At 39.2% G+C, this 20,644-nt stretch carries 15 protein-coding genes; 9 read left to right on the top strand and 6 right to left on the bottom strand.

All coding sequences use genetic code 11. The annotated features are described in order from the left end of the window. The first annotated feature begins 6 nt into the window (after positions 1-6). A complete protein-coding gene (locus ORJ01_RS01215; protein ID WP_306176673.1) occupies positions 7-1,119 on the top strand; it encodes an ATP-binding protein in 1,113 nt (370 codons plus the stop codon). A 123-nt stretch (positions 1,120-1,242) separates the two neighbouring features. Here ORJ01_RS01215 and ORJ01_RS01210 read toward each other — a convergent pair whose 3' ends face one another. The 4 genes from ORJ01_RS01210 to ORJ01_RS01195 form a co-directional block, all read right to left on the bottom strand. Next, positions 1,243-2,958, bottom strand: a complete 1,716-nt coding sequence (locus ORJ01_RS01210) for a bifunctional diguanylate cyclase/phosphodiesterase (RefSeq protein ID WP_306176672.1) — start codon at positions 2,956-2,958, stop codon at positions 1,243-1,245. A gap of 10 nt (positions 2,959-2,968) precedes the next feature. Further along, on the bottom strand, positions 2,969-3,406 hold the full coding sequence (locus ORJ01_RS01205; RefSeq protein ID WP_306176671.1) for a response regulator: 438 nt from the start codon (positions 3,404-3,406) through the stop codon (positions 2,969-2,971). A gap of 193 nt (positions 3,407-3,599) precedes the next feature. After that, positions 3,600-4,505 carry a sensor histidine kinase gene (locus ORJ01_RS01200; protein ID WP_306176670.1) on the bottom strand — a complete coding sequence of 302 codons (906 nt, stop codon included), beginning with the start codon at positions 4,503-4,505 and terminating at the stop codon, positions 3,600-3,602. Next, positions 4,498-5,043, bottom strand: coding sequence for a heme NO-binding domain-containing protein (locus tag ORJ01_RS01195; RefSeq protein ID WP_306176669.1), 546 nt, complete (start codon positions 5,041-5,043; stop codon positions 4,498-4,500). The genes ORJ01_RS01200 and ORJ01_RS01195 overlap by 8 nt, the downstream gene beginning before the upstream one ends. 229 nt (positions 5,044-5,272) lie before the next feature. Here ORJ01_RS01195 and ORJ01_RS01190 point away from each other — a divergent pair, with 229 nt between their 5' ends. From ORJ01_RS01190 to ORJ01_RS01180, 3 genes are read left to right on the top strand one after another with little or no spacing between them, the layout of a single operon-like run. Next, the gene (locus ORJ01_RS01190; protein ID WP_306177508.1) at positions 5,273-5,638 is read left to right on the top strand and encodes a response regulator; all 366 of its coding nucleotides are present in this window, start codon (positions 5,273-5,275) and stop codon (positions 5,636-5,638) included. Beyond that, a complete protein-coding gene (locus ORJ01_RS01185) occupies positions 5,635-6,210 on the top strand; it encodes a chemotaxis protein CheC (protein WP_306176668.1) in 576 nt (191 codons plus the stop codon). The genes ORJ01_RS01190 and ORJ01_RS01185 overlap by 4 nt, the downstream gene beginning before the upstream one ends. Before the next feature lie 2 nt (positions 6,211-6,212). Next, positions 6,213-7,511, top strand: a complete 1,299-nt coding sequence (locus ORJ01_RS01180; protein ID WP_306176667.1) for an ATP-binding protein — start codon at positions 6,213-6,215, stop codon at positions 7,509-7,511. A 16-nt stretch (positions 7,512-7,527) separates the two neighbouring features. Here the strand turns inward: ORJ01_RS01180 and ORJ01_RS01175 are convergent, their stop codons facing one another. Then, positions 7,528-10,668: an ATP-binding protein gene (locus ORJ01_RS01175; RefSeq protein ID WP_306176666.1), complete on the bottom strand. Its 3,141-nt coding sequence runs from the start codon at positions 10,666-10,668 to the stop codon at positions 7,528-7,530. Positions 10,669-10,867: 199 nt separating this feature from the next. Between ORJ01_RS01175 and ORJ01_RS01170 the strand changes: the two genes are divergently transcribed. From ORJ01_RS01170 to ORJ01_RS01155, 4 genes are all read left to right on the top strand, one after another. After that, positions 10,868-11,452: a response regulator gene (locus ORJ01_RS01170; RefSeq protein WP_306176665.1), complete on the top strand. Its 585-nt coding sequence runs from the start codon at positions 10,868-10,870 to the stop codon at positions 11,450-11,452. Between the two features lie 11 nt (positions 11,453-11,463). Continuing rightward, positions 11,464-13,458, top strand: coding sequence for an EAL domain-containing protein (locus ORJ01_RS01165; protein ID WP_306176664.1), 1,995 nt, complete (start codon positions 11,464-11,466; stop codon positions 13,456-13,458). Next, positions 13,458-14,612: an HDOD domain-containing protein gene (locus tag ORJ01_RS01160; protein ID WP_306176663.1), complete on the top strand. Its 1,155-nt coding sequence runs from the start codon at positions 13,458-13,460 to the stop codon at positions 14,610-14,612. The genes ORJ01_RS01165 and ORJ01_RS01160 overlap by 1 nt, the downstream gene beginning before the upstream one ends. 109 nt (positions 14,613-14,721) lie before the next feature. Further along, positions 14,722-17,031 (top strand): diguanylate cyclase, encoded by a 2,310-nt coding sequence (locus ORJ01_RS01155; protein WP_306176662.1) that lies wholly within the window; start codon positions 14,722-14,724, stop codon positions 17,029-17,031. A gap of 36 nt (positions 17,032-17,067) precedes the next feature. Here the strand turns inward: ORJ01_RS01155 and ORJ01_RS01150 are convergent, their stop codons facing one another. Next, positions 17,068-18,405 carry an HD domain-containing phosphohydrolase gene (locus ORJ01_RS01150; protein WP_306176661.1) on the bottom strand — a complete coding sequence of 446 codons (1,338 nt, stop codon included), beginning with the start codon at positions 18,403-18,405 and terminating at the stop codon, positions 17,068-17,070. A gap of 262 nt (positions 18,406-18,667) precedes the next feature. Here ORJ01_RS01150 and ORJ01_RS01145 point away from each other — a divergent pair, with 262 nt between their 5' ends. Then, on the top strand, positions 18,668-20,629 hold the full coding sequence (locus tag ORJ01_RS01145; RefSeq protein WP_306176660.1) for an EAL domain-containing protein: 1,962 nt from the start codon (positions 18,668-18,670) through the stop codon (positions 20,627-20,629). Positions 20,630-20,644 lie beyond the last annotated feature (15 nt).

Here is a 20,644-nt window from a genome sequence, read left to right as displayed (position 1 = left end):
AACCTTATGGATCAATTTGAGCTTAACAAATTGTTTACTGCTTTTCCCGTTGCTTTATTACTGGTCAAAAAAAACGGGGATATCATTGCCGCTTCAAATGCTGCGACATCCATTTTAGGCGCTCAACATGGCCAGCTAGTTACTGCCAATCTTTCAAAGTTTAGTCAATTTACAGAGCAAGAAATTGTCGAGATTTTAAAGCAATGTAGCCGAAGTACTACACCTATTTTAGTTCCTTTAAAACTGATCAACACAGAAACGCAAAGTCTGTTATCGTCAAGAGGTTGCTTGTTTAAAGCCTCGTTACCCGAAGATGATGGAATCAATAAAATTATTCTCCATTTAGAATATCAAAGTACTTTTAGCCAGAGCCTTGTAGAATTGAATAGGCAAATTAACAAGCAAAAAATGTTAATTAACGAATTAAATCAGACGAACTCAGAGTTACAACGAATTAATTCAGACTTAGAAAGTTTCGCTTATATAGCATCGCATGATTTAAGATCTCCATTACGTGCTATTTATCAATTGGCTTCATGGTTAAAAGAGGATTTAGAAGGAAAAATTGATAAGAATGACTTATCGCATCTTTATTTAATGCAAAGCAGAATTAATCGAATGGAGCGTCTGTTAGACGATTTATTGGCTTTTTCGCGAGCGGGTGTCCGAGAAGAATTCTTGGAAATGACAGATGTTAACTTGTTAATCTCAAATGTTTTTGAAACGCTAAATGTAGATCAATCGTTCTCTCTAAAAATTGAAAATGCTCTTCCGCTCATCCAAACTAATAGAATTCCTTTAGAGCAGATATTTTTAAACCTGATTAATAATGCAATAAAACATCATGATCAAGGTACAGGAGAAATCACCGTTAAGTATTCTGAAATTGGTCAATTTCATCAGTTTGAAATTACCGATGATGGGCCAGGTATTCCCTCAGAGTTCACCGATATTGTATTTACGATGTTTAAAACGCTTCGTCCAAGAGATGAAGTGGAAGGCAGTGGTATCGGTTTAGCCATCGTTAAAAAAATTGTTGAGTCGTGTGGGGGGGCTATTAAGTTAATGAAAAACACACCAAGAGGTGCTCGATTTGTTTTCACCTGGCCAATCAAATAGTTATCTTTTGAGTTGAGTTTTATCGAAGTCCACGTCGTAACGTAAATTAAAGAACTTTTTAGGGCAGCAATTTATGTATTGACGTAAGGTTTTACTCAATGTGAAACCGTTTACTTAAAAAATTTACCTTAAAAACCGAGCTTCAAATTCTTCGGCGGTTATTGGCATAGAGAAATAATAGCCCTGTAGCAAATCACAGCCATGTTTACGACAGAAATGTGCTTGTTCTTCCGTTTCTACACCTTCTGCAACCACTCTCATTTCGAGGGCTTTAGCAAGCGCAATGATAGCGACGAGCAATTGCTCTGCTTTTTTATCTTTGCCGACGCCACCCACAAATCCTCTATCAACTTTTAGTACACTGATTGGAAAAATTTTTAGATGCTCCAAAGAGGAGTATCCAGTACCAAAATCATCGAGCGACAGGAAAACACCTTGTTCGACGAGTTGTGCCAGAACCGTGGATACAGCTTCTGGGTCTTTAATTAGTACGCTCTCAGTAATCTCCATTTCTAAGTTACTGACATTTACATCAAACCTTTCTAAGGCTTTACTAACTGTATCGAGCAGTGTTGTTGATGACACTTGAACCACTGACAAATTGACGCCAAGGGATACGTTCTGAAAGGCAGAGGGGTACTTTAACTGCCATTGTCCCAACTGTTCACATGCGGTTAAAAGAACCCAATTTCCAATATCAACAATGGTTCCAACTTCTTCCGCAATGGCAATAAAGCTTGCTGGAGAAAGCAGACCTAATACTGGATGTTGCCAACGAACTAATGCCTCCAAACCTCCTAGGCTGCCATCTGAAGTGCGAATTTGTGCTTGATAGAAGACTCGCATCTCGTTGTTTGCAACAGCATTTTGTAACTCGAATTTGATGCGGTTGCGGTTTAAAGCAGCATCTCCTAATGACGAAGAATAAACTCGACTCTGATTTCGCCCAGCCTGCTTCGCTTGGTACATGGCCATATCTGCAAAACGAAGTAAATCGGTAACAGCAGACATGGATGGATCATAGATTGCTACACCGATGCTTGCAGTTGCGATGTGGGTTTTATCGCCCCAGGCATAGGGTTCCCGCAATACCTCAATTAATCGTTCTGCTAATAATAAAACCTGTTCATTATCATCAAATTGATCAATCAACAAAACAAACTCGTCTCCCCCAAGACGACATAACAGGTCACTTTCTCGGATGGCTGAACTCAGTCTTTGGGTCACTTCAATGAGGAGAGCGTCACCTACATCATGTCCATCAGAGTCATTTACACTTTTGAAGTCATCTAAATCAAGTAAGAGCACAGCAAGACTTTTACTCCCTCTTTTTAAGCGAGATGCTGCTGCCGATAGCGCCCGTTCAAAACCCCGGCGATTGACTAGGCCTGTCAGAATATCATGTTCTACCAATTGCAGTAGCTCATTTCGGCTGGCAAGCAGTGCTTCTTCCATCATGTTTCGATGTTGTGCTTGGTGCAATGCCCTAGTCAGTCTTCGATGATCAATTTCGTCTTTTAAAAGAAAGTCTTGTGCTCCCGCATCTAAACATTGTTCTGCTAAGGCCTCGTCATCCTGGCGGCTTAACATCAGCACCGCCACTCGTTTATTGGCTTGAGTTCGCAACAGTTGGAGCATCTCAATACCGTCCATTCCGGGCATATGGTAATCAAGTAAGATTGCGTCGAAGTTTTGTTTTAAAGCAAGTTTTAATCCATCTGAAGCTGTTGTAGCCTCCGTAATGTTGTAGAGTGCACCACGTTTATTTAATATTCTAATAGTAGCCATCCGATCCACTTGGTCGTCATCGATAAGCAGAACATTTAAAGTATTATCCATGAATACCTCATCAATTTTGGCTTGGGAGTTCTACAAGTCGCCAGTAGCTATCCAGCAACTCTACTACTCGAACAAAACCTTCAGCAACCTGATTCTTGACGATATAGCCAGCTATATGCTGATTGTAAGCCTTTGCTTTGTCCTCGTCGGCTTTGGATGTTGTCAGTATAAAAACGATAGAGTTGGAAATGTGAGGATCGTTGCGCAACTCATATAACATTTCTAGACCATCCATCCTTGGCATGTTTATATCTAGTAGGACTATATACGATTTACGTTGTTTTTTGGTATCACGAATGATGGCTAATCCTTCAACGCCATCGCGTGCTCTTATTATTGGATTTAAAATTTTCAGTTGCTTGAGTGCTCTTTTAACACCCATCACATCAACGTCATCATCATCAATGAGCAAAATTGTAACTTCATTATAGTTTTGTTTACAAGTCATAATTGTAATTCCTTTGACGAACTTGTAGCCGATTAATGACCATAGTTCTATTTAATAAATTTCAATACACTTAGAGTGAATTAAAAATTATCAATCAGCTATTTCATTCTCTGGTTACATTATTTCCTCTTTAAGCTCTTCCACTCGCTTAGTAAGGTTGTTAAATCCATGTGTTCAAAGGTGTTATTAAGAATCACCCTTTCGAGATAGGGAATTTCAGGGTAACTACTGTGCCGATATTAAGCTCAGATTGCACATCGATCTCGCAATTATGCTGTTTAAGTATTTGTAAGACGATAGACATGCCCATACCGGTGCCTGTCCCGACGGGTTTGGTGGTGTAAAAAGCATCATACATTTTTGTCAACGTTTCTTCATCCATGCCGCAGCCATTGTCTTTAATACAAAGAATGATATGAGTTGTATTTTGCGTTAATAATACGTTTATTTCGGAGGCTTTTTCAGGCTTGGACTCACATGCTTGAATCGCATTGACGAGAATATTGATTAAAACCTGATTTAATTCACCTGAATTAAATGGAATAGTCGTTACGGTATCAAGCTGCTGTGTTAACAGTACATTTTTTAGTTTTGGCCCTAATAACTTAAGCGCGAGCTCGAGCGCGTCGCGCAACTGCATGTCGGACATTAATTCTGTATCTGTTCTAGCAAAAAACAACAAGTTTCTGACGATGTCTTTTATGCGTGTTAACCCCTGGACAGTATCAGTGATAAGTTCTGGAAAGTCTTCAGCTATCATCTCAAGCGTGCTAGGTGCAATGCTATTTTGCTCTGGATGAACGTTTGCATTGAGAAGCTCAGAAGTATAGCTGGATAAGGTATCCACATTACTGATAACAAAAGCCAGCGGATTATTGATTTCATGGGCTACACCTGCCGCTAAGGTGCCAAGTGTGGCAAGTTTTTCCTGTTGAACAATAGATTGCTGTTGTTGTTGAATTTTGAGTAGTTGTTGTTCCAGTAACTTATTTTTTTTGTACAGTTGTCTGGTACTGTCTTCAAGCAACTGTTCTACTTCACGTCTTGCCTTTTTTTCACGCATATAGGCTATGAAGTAAGGGTTTGATACATCATCCATGTGTCAGCTCTATATCCAATATGCAATGTTCTGCACCATTGTGCATGCAGACAGTATGTTCTATTTTAATTTTTTGTCCGTAGTGGCGAGCGGCACCGAAAAGAAGTCCTTCCGCACAAAAACATAATTTTCGTGGTGAAGAATAAGTGAGTTCAATCTGGTTAGCTGATGAAGTCCGACACGAAATCGTTGGTAACGCCGGTTCAACGTAAAGTTTGTTCACCTCAACGTGAATTACATCATGGATCCCCATCACTAATTCAGAAAAATCAGAAAATTGTTCAATAACGTCTTCATGTCTTGACGCTAAACCTTGAAACAAAAAATCACCGAATGCTTTTACTACATTTTGTAAAGGAATGTTTAATAAGACGGCTACATCGCTGGCAATGGCAATTAACTCGTTGTCTTCATAGCTTTTACCCGAAATATAAACGCGGTCTGGTGGAGCATGTTTTGCGAGCAAGTCATTCCAAACAGCCATGCCGAACTTTTCTACAATCATATCTTCAAGAACGTTAAAAATAATACCCTTCATAATGCCTCTATTCTTGGAATGTTTAAGTAAACGTGACTATGATTTCTTAAAAATCGATGCGTCTTGGGTGATGCCACTGCATTAAGTTGTCTTATTTGTCTTAATTTGATTATTGCAGTGAATTTACTCTAAAACTAGTGCTGTTGAATAAAAAAGCAATAATTTTTTGACTTTAGTTTCTGGATTTACCATACTACCAATAAGACAAATGAGACAAGTTGAGGGTTTTATGCCAATACCAATTACCATAGCAGATGATTCTATGATGTCCAGAAAGGCGGTACGGCGAGCGTTGCCTGCTGATTGGGATGTTGAAATAACAGAGGCAACTAATGGCAAAGAAGCGCTTGCCGCTGTTGAAGCAGGATTAGCAGACGTGCTTTTTTTAGACCTCACCATGCCTGAACTCGATGGTTTTGGTGTACTACGCTATTTACACGACCATCATGCAAAAACTATCGTTATTGTGATAAGCGCAGACATTCAGCCAGAAGCAAAAAAAATTGTTGATGCGTTAGGCGCTTTTCGATTTTTGCACAAACCTTTAAACCCTCAATTGCTGCATCAGGTGTTAACTGATGTGGGGTTAATATGATAAGCGCTTTGACTGAAGAGCAGCGCGATGCATTACAGGAGCTGATGAATATTTCAATGGGTCAGGCTGCAAATGCATTAGCCAGACTTATCGAGGCTAAAATAGCACTTTCTATTCCAAAGATATCCTCTGTCACGCCTGCAGAATTCATCGAAATACTGAGTGCAAACAATATGTGGCACACTCGGCAATCCTTTTTAGGCACGGTGAAAGGTGAAGTCGTATCATTGCAATCGCGGTTAGGCTGTGAGGCTGTTGCTGAATTAATGGATTATGACTTGCCATTATCAGAGGTCACTCGTGAAGAGTTATTGCTTGAGTTGTCGAATATTTTGGCCGGGGCGTGTTTGAGTGGTTTTGCTGAACAGCTTGAACTTACCACAAAGCTTAGTATGCCAACAGTATTTGAGCCTGAAAAGTTGTCATCAGATCATTACCGTTGGGCGCATACGTTGCTGATGGAAGTAGAATTTAAAGTGGAATCGAGTCACTTTGATTCAAAAATCGTTATCTGTTTAGAACAAGACTCTATTGCCACTTTATTAAACAGATTAAATCTTTTGCTGGAGTGACAATGGCTACACTTAGTGTATTAGAGAATCTGACAGCAAAATTACCTCTTGGTGTTTGTGTGCTAAACGAACACTTAGGTATTGAGTATTGGAATGATTTTTTTGCTGATCGTCTTAACATTAGTTCTGACGATGTTAAAGGTAGAAGTTTGTTGGATTTGTTTCCAAATGAAGCTAAGTATCTGAAAAAGAAAATTAATAGCGTATTTATATTAAATAACGCCAGTTTTTCATATTGGGAGCATCGTCCCCATGTATTTTTGTTTAGCAGTAGCCGGCCGATAACCGGTGAAGAAACGTTGATGTATCAGAATATCGAGTTTCTGCCGTTAGATGTGAAGAACAATATCGTGAAAACTGTATGTATGATTGTGCAAGATGTTACCGAGTTAGCGAGTTACTACCAGGTGCAAAAGCAATTGTCTGAGCAATTGGCGCAAGAGCATGCCGCGTTGCAAGTATTAAATAATAAACTTGAGGCAGCGCAGAATCAGTTACTACAATCTGAAAAAATGGCAGCAATTGGTCAGTTAGCCGCGGGTGTAGCGCATGAAATTAATAACCCTATAGGCTTTATTAATTCAAATTTACAAAGCTTACAAGATTATGCTGCAAAATTATTAAAATTGACCAATTTTTATGAAAAAATGATACGCAAGACAGAAAACAAAACGTTTTTGGCATTGCAGCAAGATATGCATGATCGTATTCAGTATTCATTTTTGCGTGAGGATATGCCTGAGTTAGTGTCTGAATCTTTGGAAGGTATTGGTCGCGTTTCTGAAATTATAAAAAATCTGAAAGCGTTTTCTCACGTTGATAACAGCGAATGGCAATATGCAGATATTGTTGACGGTATTGAAAGTACATTGAAGATTGCCAACAATCAGCTTAAATATAATGTCGAAATTCACCGTGATTATCAAAAAGAGTTACCAAAGCTGTTTTGTCAGCCAATGCAGCTAAATCAGGTTTTCTTAAACTTACTGGTCAATGCAGCACATGCTATTCAAGAAGCAGGCCATATCTATATTGCAGCATCGGCAACTGAAACGACATTTGTTGTCAGTATAAGAGATAATGGTTGTGGCATTAGTCAGTCTGCTATGCGTAAGATATTTGAGCCTTTTTATACTACGAAGCCTGTAGGTCAGGGGACAGGTCTAGGCTTATCTTTGTCCTACAGTATTGTCCAAAAGCATAAGGGGAATATTACTGTTTCTTCTGAGCTTAACGTTGGTACAACATTCACTATTTCTATACCGATCTTACAACCTGAGGTGATGCTTCAAACTAGCTAATCAGCATCTTAAGCTCTTATCCGCCATCACCTTTCAATCTAGCAATAAATACCCTGCAAATTTCTTCAAGAGACTCCCCCGTTTTTAACGCAGATTGCGCTTGCGTAGCCGCATCGCTTATGTCGTTTAACCCCAGACAGGCACTGGTGCCTTTAACTTTATGGAATAGCTTTGCAATACCCTCTTGATCTAAAGTTTCAATAAGTAATGCTAATTCTTCTGGTAATGTATTAAGGCTATTAAGGTAGTCTTGGCGTAATTCTTCATCTTCATCTTCATCTTCTTCAGATATGCTTTTAGCAATTGTCTCTTTAAAGTTATCACTATCGTAAGTTAAAAGAGCGTCAGCAGACGTATCGATGAATTTTGTGATTAAGAGCGTTGCAATGGTGTTAATAAGTTGCGTTTTGTTTATAGGTTTATTCAAAGTGACATTAAAAGGCGAGGTATGTTCTTTTAACTTCTCATCTTCAAATACATCTGCGCTAAGTGAAATGATAGGTGAGGTAAATCCGCTACTTCTAAGCTGACATGCCGCGGTAAAACCATCCATCACAGGCATTTGTTGGTCCATGACAATAAGATCAGGTGCTTCGGCTAGCGCAACTTCAATGGCTTTTTCCCCATTCTCGGCAAACACGAGTTTCGCATTGGTATTTTTAAGATAGGAGGCTAATAATTTTCGTATATCCTGAACATCGTCAACGATAAGTATTTTACCGGTCAGCGCTGGCAGTTCGTCTTTAGTTTTAGGTGGCGGCGATATCAGCGATGAATTTGTAACTGTTTTTAGTTCTGCAGGCAGAAGTATAGATTTAAAGGTAAGAATGAAGGTTGAGCCTTTGCCCAATTCACTGCTTAATGACAATTTAATATTCATTGCGTCAGCAAGTTGTTTGCTAATGTACAGACCAAGGCCTGTGCCGCCATAATCCCTGCTAGTACTGGAGTCTGCTTGAGTAAATGCCTGAAACAACTTTTGCTGTTGTTGTTGACTCATGCCAATTCCTTGATCAATCACCTTAACCGTTAAAGTGTTGTCATTGTATTTTTCAGCCTTTAGGGTTATACAGCCCTTAGTCGTAAACTTAACCGCATTACTGAGTAAGTTTAGCAATATTTGTTGTAACCTGAACGGGTCCGCCATCACACCCATGTGATAAACATCATTAACATCACAATCAAACAATAAATCTTTTTGTTTTGCCATTTGTAATGTGTTTTCTGCGAAACTTTCTAAAAAGGGACCTAGTTCAAGTGGCTGGACTACCACCGCCATTTTTCCTTCATCAATTTTGGCAGTATCTAAAATGTCGTTAATGACATTTTGCAGATGCAGGGTATTTTGATTAATACGTTTCAATACGTTTCGAACATCGCCGCTCGTTTCGCCGAGCAATTCTTCAGTAAAGCCTTTTATGATCGTAATAGGTGTTCTTATCTCATGGCTCATATTAGCTAAAAATCGTGTTTTAATTGCCGCGAGTTGTTTCGCCTTATCGCGCTCTTCTTCAAGTTGCAGCGTTCTCTCTTTTACTCTGTTTTCCAAGTCATTATTAAGCAATGTCACATCTTTCATTGAATTTAACATGGCTTTACGTGAGGCGATAACGCGCTTTTGCATACCCGAAATACTGTCTAACAATATTTCAAAGTCCAGTGCGGTATGCCTTAACGTGAGTGGTTTAGTATCAGTTGAATCTGAATTCCATCGATGGGCATATTCGGCAATATCTTCTAAAGTATCGGTGTAGTTGTGTATAAAGCGGCCGGCTAGCACTGTCACATACTGCAATAATACCAGGGCACAGAGCATTGCAATTCCAAGATAGATGGAATAAATAACGACAAAAGGAGAGGTATCCACATAGAAGTGTGTTGTCCAATTTAAATCATTAATATATTTACTAATAACGATAAAGCGTGAGTCTGAGCTGAAAATTATGGGGTTAGTTGTCTTAAGAAAAAGCTGTTTAATTAACGATGTTTGGTAGGGGGCGAGTAACGGCCGTTCAGTCCAAACTTCACCCAATTCGCCAAGTGTATCCATTCCCCAAATCTTTTTAAATCCACTATCGAGCAAAATACGATTGGCATTCAAAGCATCATCTGCAATCAAGGTATTTGTCAAGGTGTTGAGATCAACAGATATTTCGACGACACCATCAAACATGCCATCTTTATAAATAGGTGAACTGACAGCAAATAATAGATCCTGACCGATTGTTCTGCCTTGAAATGTCTCACTAACATAACTTTGATTAAGCTCTCTCGGCTTCATGAAATAACTGCGGTCTGCTACAGAACTATTTTGCATAAAATTTTCAGGTAAATCTGCTTTGTAAAACATAGCAATAGCGCCATTTTTATTAGTAACGAGCGCAGAAATAAATTCAGATTGTTGTTCGGTTAGATTACGCAGTATATTTTTGTCGATATTATCTCGTCCTAGGCTAGCTACAAGTTCGGTGTTGCTGATATAACGTTCCACATGGCGTTGAATCTTACTGATAAATATATCTTGTTCACGGTCATAAAACTGAAGTTGTGATGACAAGTGCAGACTTGTTGCTCCTTGCAAAATAAACGCAATAAGAATGGTTGTTGGAACAGCACTATACAAACCAATGCGATGAGTTAGCTGTAGTTTTAAACTCAAGTGTTTTTGTTTTGTTGGCGATACTGAAATCGCATCAAGCATCAGTACTGTTTTGACACAGATTAAGAAAATTAAACAATTTAAAAGCACTATACTTAAAAATATGGCGGGTGAATCGGTCAGAACTTCATAACTAAACAGATAATAAATTATGCCAATTGCGATGCTGTAAAGCAGCATGTACCGAACCCATGGTTTCCTTTGATTAAAGTTAAACAGCATAAAGCATATTAACTGCAATATGCTGTTATACCAGACAATATCAGTGTTTAAAGGGGCACAGACAATGGCAAGGCTCAATAAAGACCAGAGTAAACCTAGGCGTAATAAGATAATTAAAAAAGCGATGTTGCCAATCACAAATGGCACTACAAAAGGGATGTTTATCGCTAAGGAATTGGCTATAAAGCCTAAAAATGTCGTGCTTGCAAAAAACCAAAAGCGGCGTGATGAAAATGTTTTTGATTTGCAGAGCGCGATAATAAAATTAGTTAACATGATAAAGCCCAGCCGATGTTAAAATTTGCGGCCATTGAGTTTTCTTTGTTAGAAGGATGGCTTGAGAGACAGCGAAAACTGGAGGGAGGATTAAGCATTTGGTCTTTTCCATTACTTTTTCTCATTTGTCTTGTTTGTCTCTTTCATTAATCTATGCTATAACATCCAAATAATCAAGTTGGAATATGGATTGCTTATTATGAGGACATTGAGGCCAGGCGAAATTGCGCAGTATTGTGATGTACACCAACGGACAGTAAGTCGTTGGATAGCACAAGGAAGGTTAAAAGGATACAAGCTACCAGGAAGGGGTAACTATAGGGTGTTATTAAACGACTTTATATTATTTCTTCAAAAGCAAAACATGCCCATTCCTGAAGACTTTGACTCGGGTGTTAGCAATTTAGCGCCAACAGCTATAAGCACTAAACGGATATTAATTATTGACGATGAACCTGAAGTCAGAAATGCGATAAGGCGAGCCTTAAGGCCTTGCGGCTTTGACATTATATCAGCCTCAGATGGCTTCCAAGCCGGTGTGAAGATTTTGTCTGCTAAACCAGACTTGGTCACTCTAGATTTATCCATGCCGGGATTAGATGGGTATGAAGTGTTGCAGTTTATTCGCCAACAACCAGAAATGTCTCACATCAAAATTGTTGTGATTTCAGGCCTCTCCGGATACGGCCTCAAAAAAGCATTAGATTTAGGTGCAGATTTAGCATTGCCAAAGCCGTTTGAGAATGAGCAGTTACGTGATGTTGTAAGTCAACTTTTAAATTAAATGGTATTTTCATGCCCAACAAGCTTCTACTAGTCGATGATGAGCAAGCCATATTAAGAGCATTAACCCGTTTATTTAAACGAGCGGGTTACTCTGTATTCAGCGCGGATAGTGCAGCTGGTGCGCTTGCAATAATGCATCAGGAGGCATGTCAGGTTGTCATTACTGATTTTAGAATGCCAGTAATGGATGGCGCAGCCTTGCTGGCAGAGCTCAAAATTCACTACCCCTCAAGCCTATGCATTGTATTAAGTGGTTTTGCTGATTTTAATTCGGTTTTGGCGCTGCTGAATGCGGGTTCTGCGTTTCGTTTTTTGCAAAAACCTTGGGAAGAAAAAACATTACTAGAAGAAGTTAATAACGCCTTTGTTATCTACAACGAAAGGCGCTATAACACACTTGTTAACCAACTCATGTCAAGCAGTGCTGATAGCCTTATTGAGATAACCAATACAGGCCGACTTGTCAGAGTAAATGGTGTGGCTAAGCAAGCGCTAAATTTAGATGAAGTTCAAGGACTCACCTTAAGCATGCTTTTGCCAACAGCGACAGAGCAAGAGATAGCGCAATTGCTTGAGAGTCATACCGGGCATGGCATGTTTAAAACGACCAGTGGTAAAGATGTCGAGATATTTGTAAAAGTGGTTGATAAGTTGTCTCGTGTATTGCAATTAATATTACATGCAGATCCGTTTTCAACCATTTTCCTAGGCGCTAACTCATCAGTAGTAATGGACCAAAAGGCTATTTTGCGTTCAGCAGATGCGCTGCTAGATTCAAATCATCCTTTTGCACTAGTGGCAATAAGGTTGAAGAACTATGAATACTGGTCCGAAATGATTGGCTTTTCTGAAGCTGAAAAATTAGCAAATGCTATTTCAGTCACTTTGCTTGAACAAACAAAATCACTGGCTGCACAACTCGGACAATTAGCAAATGAGCAGTATATACTTGTATTGGATAACATTTCATCAGAACTTGATGTCCATAAAAAACTGACCGTACTGATTCAATCTTTTCAATTACCCGATTTTTTCAAGAGTGCTGTTCGAGTTGAGTTTGCGGTATCCTACTGCATCGCACCTGATGATGGCAAAGAAAGCCGTCAATTATTAAATAATGTCTTAATTTCTAATCGGTTACTCATCAATAGTAATTCTAATTTTTTTATGCGTTATGACGCGTCAATGATTGAACGCAAACGAGAACAGCTACTAATTAGCGAAGCCTTGTTTTACGCAATTGAAAATAATCAACTTTATTTAAATTACCAGCCTAAGTTTGACTTACTGCAACACAAAGTAACCAGTTGTGAAGCATTGTTGCGCTGGCAGCATCCGACGCTGGGCTTTGTATCACCGGCTGTATTTATTCCTGTAGCCGAGCAAGAAGGCCAAATCGTTGAGGTGGGTTACTGGGTTTTACAACGAGTATGTCAGATGCTTGTTAATTTGCAGCAGCAAGGTGTGCAGTTAGATAAAATAGCAATAAATATATCGGGTAAGCAGTTGTCTCAGGACGACTTTATTACACGTGTTGAATCAATACTGTCCAATTTTGACATCGATGCCTCCTTACTTGAATTTGAATTGACCGAGTCTTGGTTAGTGGAAAACATGGAAAAGAGCGTAGAAAAGCTCAATCGATTAAAAGCTTCGGGCATCACAATTGCTATTGATGATTTTGGTACAGGTTATTCATCGTTATCGTATTTATCTAAATTGCCAATAGACGTAATTAAAATTGACCGTTCTTTGATTACTGACATTGCGCAAAACCTCAATACTCAGAGTATGGTTGCCAACATTACGCGTATGGCGCATGACATGAAAATGCAGGTAGTTGTTGAAGGGGTAGAAACCCTTGAACAGCTTTTAATGTTAAGGCAGCTTAAGTGTGATGTCATACAGGGATTCCTTATTGCAAAACCCCAGCCAGAGGATAATTTTGTTAATATTTTGGCCGTCGCAAGGACAGAGATCAGCTCTCTGTTAGGAGCGTTGTAATGGCATTTAATGTCCTGTTTATAGATGATGACATCTTTATGCTAAGAGCGTTGCAGCGAACAGCTGTTCGTTTAAGGCCCGATGATAACTTTATAATGTGTAATCAAGAAACCGCATGGCAGAATACATTATCAGCGGGCATGGTACCTGATGCGGTTTTTTGTGATTACTTAATGCCGTTAAAAAATGGCGATAAAGTGCTGAAAGAAATTGAACATATTCACCCATCTGCAGTGCGTATATTACTAACTGGAAATACCACTGAAGATGTGATTAGCAGTGTAAGCAATGTTGCCCATTTTGTTTTAAGTAAACCTTTTGTCGATGATGACTTGAATTACGTGTTTTCATGCCTTGAGCGCCTTAATGCCTTGATGCTTTCGCCGAAAATTCGTAATGAAGTAGGCAGGCATAGCTATTTCTTCTCGCTACCCGAAACAACAGTAAAAATACAGCGACTATTTTCTCAGCCTGAAATGAATATCACAGAAGCCGCTAACTTAATTGAACAAGATAGTGTTGTAACGGCTAAGATTATTCAACTGGCTAACTCAGCATTTTTGGGATACCGCCGACATACTACCTCTTTAACTGAAGCGCTAAAGCGGCTGGGGCTTAGGCTTGCAGAGGCTATTGTTGTTTCAATCTCGATTGAACAGCGCATGTTAGGTACAGTATCTGCACAAGTGCATAAACGTTGTAGCGATTGGGCTTATCGTTATGCCACTGCGTGTCGGCAAAATTCCAAACTGTTGGGTTTTAACACTGAAATGCAAGATCTGATTTCTGTTGCTGCGTTATTGACGGGATTAGGGCATTTTGTTGTGGCTGCAGATTACCCAGACTATACCCCTGATTCACACCAGGCCCCAATTAATTTTGATGTAGGGTTAAGCGCTGATCCTGTGACATTAAGAGCCGTTTTTCTACTGACATTGTGGGGGTTTTCGTTTGATTTATGCGAAATCATTTCGCAGCAAGACACACCAGACTTGGTTGCGGCGGACGGTGATGAACCTATGCTCAATTTGGTTATGTTTGTTAGCAAATTAGCATTAAATAAGAAGGTTAATTCAGAAAGCTTGCTAATGCTTAAATCAAGAATAAAGAGTAAAGCGGTAATCGATTGGCTGGATAAGGTTTTAGCTGATTAAAAATTTTTTTTATATTTCATGCTATAAATTGAGGCAAGTTTGATAGTAATGCAATTCAATTATGACATTTGCAGTATGTTTTACTCTTTAACTTTGGGAAATTAATCTAATGAACGAAATTCAACGATTGAATAAAATTGCTGAGTATCATCTTGAAAAAGGTTTTGAAGATGAAAGCCTTTCAGAGTTACTTGCAGGAATGGCATTACTATTGGGCGTTCCTACAGCGTTGATTTCGGTAATAGGAGAAAATGAACAATTCTTCAAAGGTCGTTTTGGTTTAGATGTTCAAAGTACTCTCAGAAAAGATGCGTTTTGCAATCATGTTGTGGAAAACCAAAGCACATTAATTGTGGAAGATACAAAGCAAAACAACGTTTTTGTCGATAATCCACTGGTTACTGGCGAGCCTCATATCAGATTTTATGCAGGTGTTCCTTTATTACTTGATGATGTCATTGTTGGAGCGGTATGTGTTATTGATTTTCAACCCCGAACATTGGATGCTTCACAAATAGAGATATTACAGAGCCTAAGTTCACATGTTTCAGCTTATTTATCGTTATATCGTCAATTTATGCTGGTACAGCAGGAACATAGCCTGATTGATAATTCACCAGCAGTATTGCTCCAATGGCAAAATATTCATGGAATGCAGTTAAGTTACGTTTCCTCGAATATTGAAACCTTGTTTGGGATTGCTGTTGCAGATTTACGTAAAAAAACAGCGATGTTTGAGGATTTTATCGATGTTAGCCAATTAGATGAATTCAATTTTTTGTTTAGTAACCACCATTCAGGCGTAACTAAAGGAGAAGCGATTTTCAGACTCAAGACGTCAAATAATAAACAGCATTGGGTAAAGCTTATTACAAAAGCATTTTTTAGTAGTGAGGGTAAGCTAGATATGATTCATGCCATGCTTATCGATCACACGCTTAATCGTTATACAGAGCAAAAGCTTCTTGAAACGAATCAACAAATGAGACTTCTACTTGAAGCCTCTGCATTAGGAACTTGGGACTGGGATGTTCAATTAGATGTGAATAAAGTGAACGGACGCTGGTGTGAGATTATAGGGCTTGATTTTGATTTGGTGGAGCCGAGTAGTCAGTATTGGCGGCAGTTAGTTCATCCGGCAGATATTCAGCGTGTTGAGCAAGAGTTATCTAATCATCTGGGGGGGGTTAGTCAGACTTTTAACACCATTTATAGAATGCGGCATAGCAGTGGCCATTGGGTTTGGATTGAAACATACGCTAAAGTAGTGCAGCGCGCAAAAGATGGTACGCCCTTACGATTAGCCGGCACGCATCGAGATATCACTGATAAGAAAAAAGCCGAGTTACTTGAAATGCGGCAGCGACACTTGTTGGGTTTTATCAGTAAGGCTCAGTCTATTTATTTAAAAGAACATGATTTATCTTCGGCATGTCGACAAATTTTGTCAGAGTTAGCGGAAATTGCTGAAAGCCAGTTTGCTTTTATTGGTGAGATGCGTGTAATCGATGGTAAGTCTGTCTTGTTTATTCATGCAATCACGGAAATTGCATGGAACGAGCATAGCAATCATTTGGTACAGCTTTACCGACAAGGCAAACTTTACTTTGAAAGTTTCGATAATTTATTTGGCCGTGTGATTACCAGTAAAAAAACCGTTATTAGTAATAGCCCAACTTCACACCCTGCATCTAGAGGAACGCCCAAAGGCCATCCGAAGATATTCCGCTTTATGGGGTTGCCAATTGAGCTTAAAGATGGCGTGGTAGGCATGATTGGTCTTGCCAATAAGTTTGAAGATTACACCCAAGCAGACGCTACCTTCTTAAAGCCTTTGTTAGATGCATTAGCCAGTCTTTATTATGCTGTAGAGATTGAAAATGCCCGAAATGCTGCCGAACAACAATTGAAATTATTGGCAATGACAGATTCATTGACCGGAATACCAAATAGAAGAGCATTCGTAGAGCATTGTGCAGGGCTCAATAAACAAACTATACCTTATGTGGTTGCCATCCTAGATATTGATTATTTTAAGCGCGTGAATGATACATATGGCCATAATGCGGGTGATCAAGTCATACAAGTTACGGCAACAGCAATTAAAAACGCCTTGCGCTCAGACGATTATTGCGCCCGCTTAGGCGGAGAAGAGTTTGCGATTTTAATTGAAAACGCAAGTATTGACACGGCAACGCCGATATTAGAGACCTTAAGAGAAACCATACAAGATGCGCCGGTTGATTTTGAAAACAATCGGATTGCTTACACAGTAAGTATCGGCGCTACCGCAGTCGCGGCTAAAGACCCTAAAGAATTGACTGAACATCTTGCTCATGCTGACGGAGCATTATATACCGCTAAAAAAGAAGGTCGAAATTGCATAAGGTGGTTTGTTTCTGAAGAACAGCATAGTTAGGCCAGCATTAGCCTGAGAAGAACGATGAGTGAGAAGTTACTCCTCATCGGAATCCTCTTTTATTGTAAAAGGCTCTACTTGGACCAGCAGTTTTTCCTTATGTTTAGACTGATACTTTATTAAGTTGCTCAACGTCTTATCGCAAAAAATATGGTCTTTAGGCAGCAGTAGCATGTGTTTACGGTTATATAGATTTTGTGATAGGCGCATACCAACTTGTATTTGCTCAACGTGAAGCCCGTCTTGAATATTTTTATCAAAACTATCAATGTTGTTTTTTATTAACTTTTCTAGCGCTGCAACAACGTCGGGGTCATACAGAGTGCCTTTTTGCATTCTGATAAACTCAAAAGCTTCAGTTCTGGTGTAACTTTTTGAATTCATTTGCTGATATACAGCAAGCCAGAAATCTCTCGCTACCGCTAATATTCTGGCACCAATAGGGATGTCAGTTCCTACTTTTTGTAGTGGTTGACCGCTGCCATTGAAACGCTCGAACTGATTAGCAATAACCTCACTGAGTGTATGCAAGTGAACTGCTGGAGCTAACATTTCTTCTGCAAGTTGGGGGTGTTGTAAAAATTGTTTGCGTTCTGAACTGTCTAATTTGTAAGCGGGAGTGCTAAGGCAGTGTGAGGGTAAACCTAATTTACCCAGTTCTGAGTAAAGGCCTGCTTTATTCATCAAGTCTTTTTCTGGACCCGAGAGGTTCATTATCGCGGCAATATTGGCGCATGTTTTTGCCACATGTTGAGCAAACTTTCCATTGAGGGCCGGATTAATACTAATAATATTGTAGAGAACCTCGAGAGTTGCTTTTTGCTCATTGCCACGTGTTTCTGCCAACTTTTTATATTGTTGTATTGTCTTCTTCAATTGTAAAGTTCGTTGCTGCACCATCTCATCAAGACTATGGTTTAACTCTTTAAGTTGTTTATTCTGCTTAGCAATTTTTGTTGTAAGTTCTTTATTGGCCTTGACCAATCGATACATTTCTAAACCATCATCAACGTGCTTTAAAAGCTCAGCGTTATCCCAAGGTTTTTGCACATAGCGGTGAATTTTACCAACATTAATGGCGCTGACTGTTGATGCCAGATCGGCGTAGCCTGTCATTAAAATCCTATAAGCGTCTGGCTGTAATGTCGCAGCCTGAGCAAGAAACTCGGCTCCGGTCATGTTGGGCATACGCATGTCAGAAATAATTAAATTAACCTTTTCCTTTTCCAGCAAAGCGAGTGCCTCTTGCCCACTTGATGCCCGCAACAACTTTACTGGCTTAGACAAAAACAAACGTGTTAACGACTTTAAAATATTTAACTCGTCGTCTACACACAAAATTACAGGCAGGGATGCTGTTTCTTGCTGATTCATAGAGTGCTCGCCTTCTTTTTTTTCCTTCGGCCAGGGTGGCTCAATTATCTCAATTGGCTTATTTGTCTCTTTGTACAAGATATGCTATAAGTTAAAAATAATCAATAAAAAGGGTATTCGCCACTAACAAAGTCATTTGGCAATGCCTAATAGCTCCGACTTACGATTCTTATAAGCAGAAGATATGTTTTGAGCACTGTATTAGCGGAACACTCGATAACAGTTTGCTGGCAAGCATTACTACCTTATTAATGTGGTTTTTATGATTAAAAAAATACTAATTGTAGATGATGAACCCAGCATTTTGAGATCGCTGAACAGATTGCTTTTCAGGGCAGGCTATAAAGTGTTTTCAGCGGATAATGCAAAAGCAGCATTGTCAGTGATGCAGCAGGAGGCTTGTCAGCTTCTGATTACGGATTTTCGGATGCCAGAAATGGACGGAGCAGCATTACTCGCCGAAGTTAAATTATCTTATCCTTCAACGGTAGCTATGGTGCTAAGTGGATACACTGATTTTGATTCTGTTTTAAAGTTGCTTAATGGTGGTGCGGCGTTCCGTTTTTTAGAAAAGCCTTGGGATGAAGTTGAACTACTAGCCGAAGTTGAAAATGCTTTCAAAGCCTATTACGAAAGAAGCAATAATATTTTTGTTAATTCGTTAATGGCAAGTAGTTCCGATGCAATAATAGAAGTGTTCGCTGACGGTAAAATCGGCCGTGCAAATGGTATTGCTAAACAGATGTTCGACTTAGATTATGATCCTTATTCAACTTTATATGAGCTATTCTCAACGACTTCAGCGCATGAGTTAACTGATTTAATAGCCAAAGAAAAAGACCATGCAGTTTTAAAAACATCGAAAGACTTGGATGTTGAAGTGTTTGTAAAAGTTTTTGAGCCTGGTGCCCTTCTGCTTCACTTACAAATTATTGAAGAAGCACCTCCCTTGTTTTCAAGCAGTATTAATTTACCTGCAGTTCTCGATCAAAGGTCAATTGTTCGAAAAGCTGATAGCTTGCTTGAACGCGGTGAAGCGTTTTCGATGGTTGCGATTAAGTTAAAAGATTACGCTTTTTGGTCTAACATTATTGGTTTTTCCGAAGTTGAAGCGTTAGTTGATGAAATATCTGCAACCTTTTTAGAACAAGCTGAAGGACTCTCTGGAACGTTAGGTTATTTAGCGAATGAACAGTTTATTTTGATTTTTGAAAATGTGGCTTCAGACTTGGATGTTTACGAGAGACTCACTGCGCTACTAAAACCGTTAACTATTGAAAAGTTTAGAAAAAATGGTTTGGGGGTTGAGTTTGTCATCTCTTATTGCCTTGCACCTTGGGATGGTAATTCTGGTCGAGAGCTTCTGAGCCATGTACTTGTTACAAATAGTTTGCATGTGCAAGGGCATTCCGGTTTTTTTATGCGGTATAACGCAGCATTAATTGACCGTAAACGTGAGCAATTGCTACTCAGTGAGGCGTTATCTTATGCGATTGAAAATGAACAACTTTACTTGCATTTTCAACCACAGTTTGATGTATGCCAACAAAAAATTATTGGTTGTGAAGTGTTATTACGCTGGCAACATTCTACTTTTGGTGATGTTTCGCCAGCGATCTTTATGCCAATAGCAGAACATGATGGTCAAATTATTGAAGTTGGTTATTGGGTTATTCAACGTGCTTGTCTGGCACTAGCCAAGTGGATAAATCAAGGTGTCGCTTTAAACAAAGTTTCTATTAATGTTTCTGGTAAGCAATTAGCGCAAGACGATTTTATTTCGCGTGTTAAAGCGATATTGGCTAACTTAAAGATAGATACCGCGTTACTGGAGTTTGAGCTCACCGAATCTTGGATAGTTGAGAACATTGAACAAAGCGCAGAAATACTGAGCGCTTTAAAAAAAGTGGGTTTTAGTATCGCTATCGATGATTTTGGCACAGGTTATTCATCATTAGCTTATTTATCAAAGCTACCGATAGATACAATAAAAATTGCGCGATCTTTAATTTCTCCTATTGTGCACGACATTAATACTCAAAGCATGATAGCAAACATTATCCGTATGGCGCATGACATAAAAATTCAGGTAGTGGTGGAGGGCGTAGAAACGCTTGAACAACGCCATATTTTAGAACAGCTTAATTGTGATGTTATTCAGGGATCTTTAATAGCACAACCTCAAATAGAGGCATGTTTATTAAAGTGTTTAGGCGTTGCATAGCTATGATTTATTTCC

Origin of the sequence: Alishewanella sp. SMS8, from assembly GCF_030737935.1 — a bacterium.
Taxonomy (GTDB): domain Bacteria; phylum Pseudomonadota; class Gammaproteobacteria; order Enterobacterales; family Alteromonadaceae; genus Alishewanella; species Alishewanella maricola.
The sequence above is the reverse complement of the archived record's forward strand: the minus strand, read 5'-3'. Positions and strand labels throughout refer to the sequence as shown.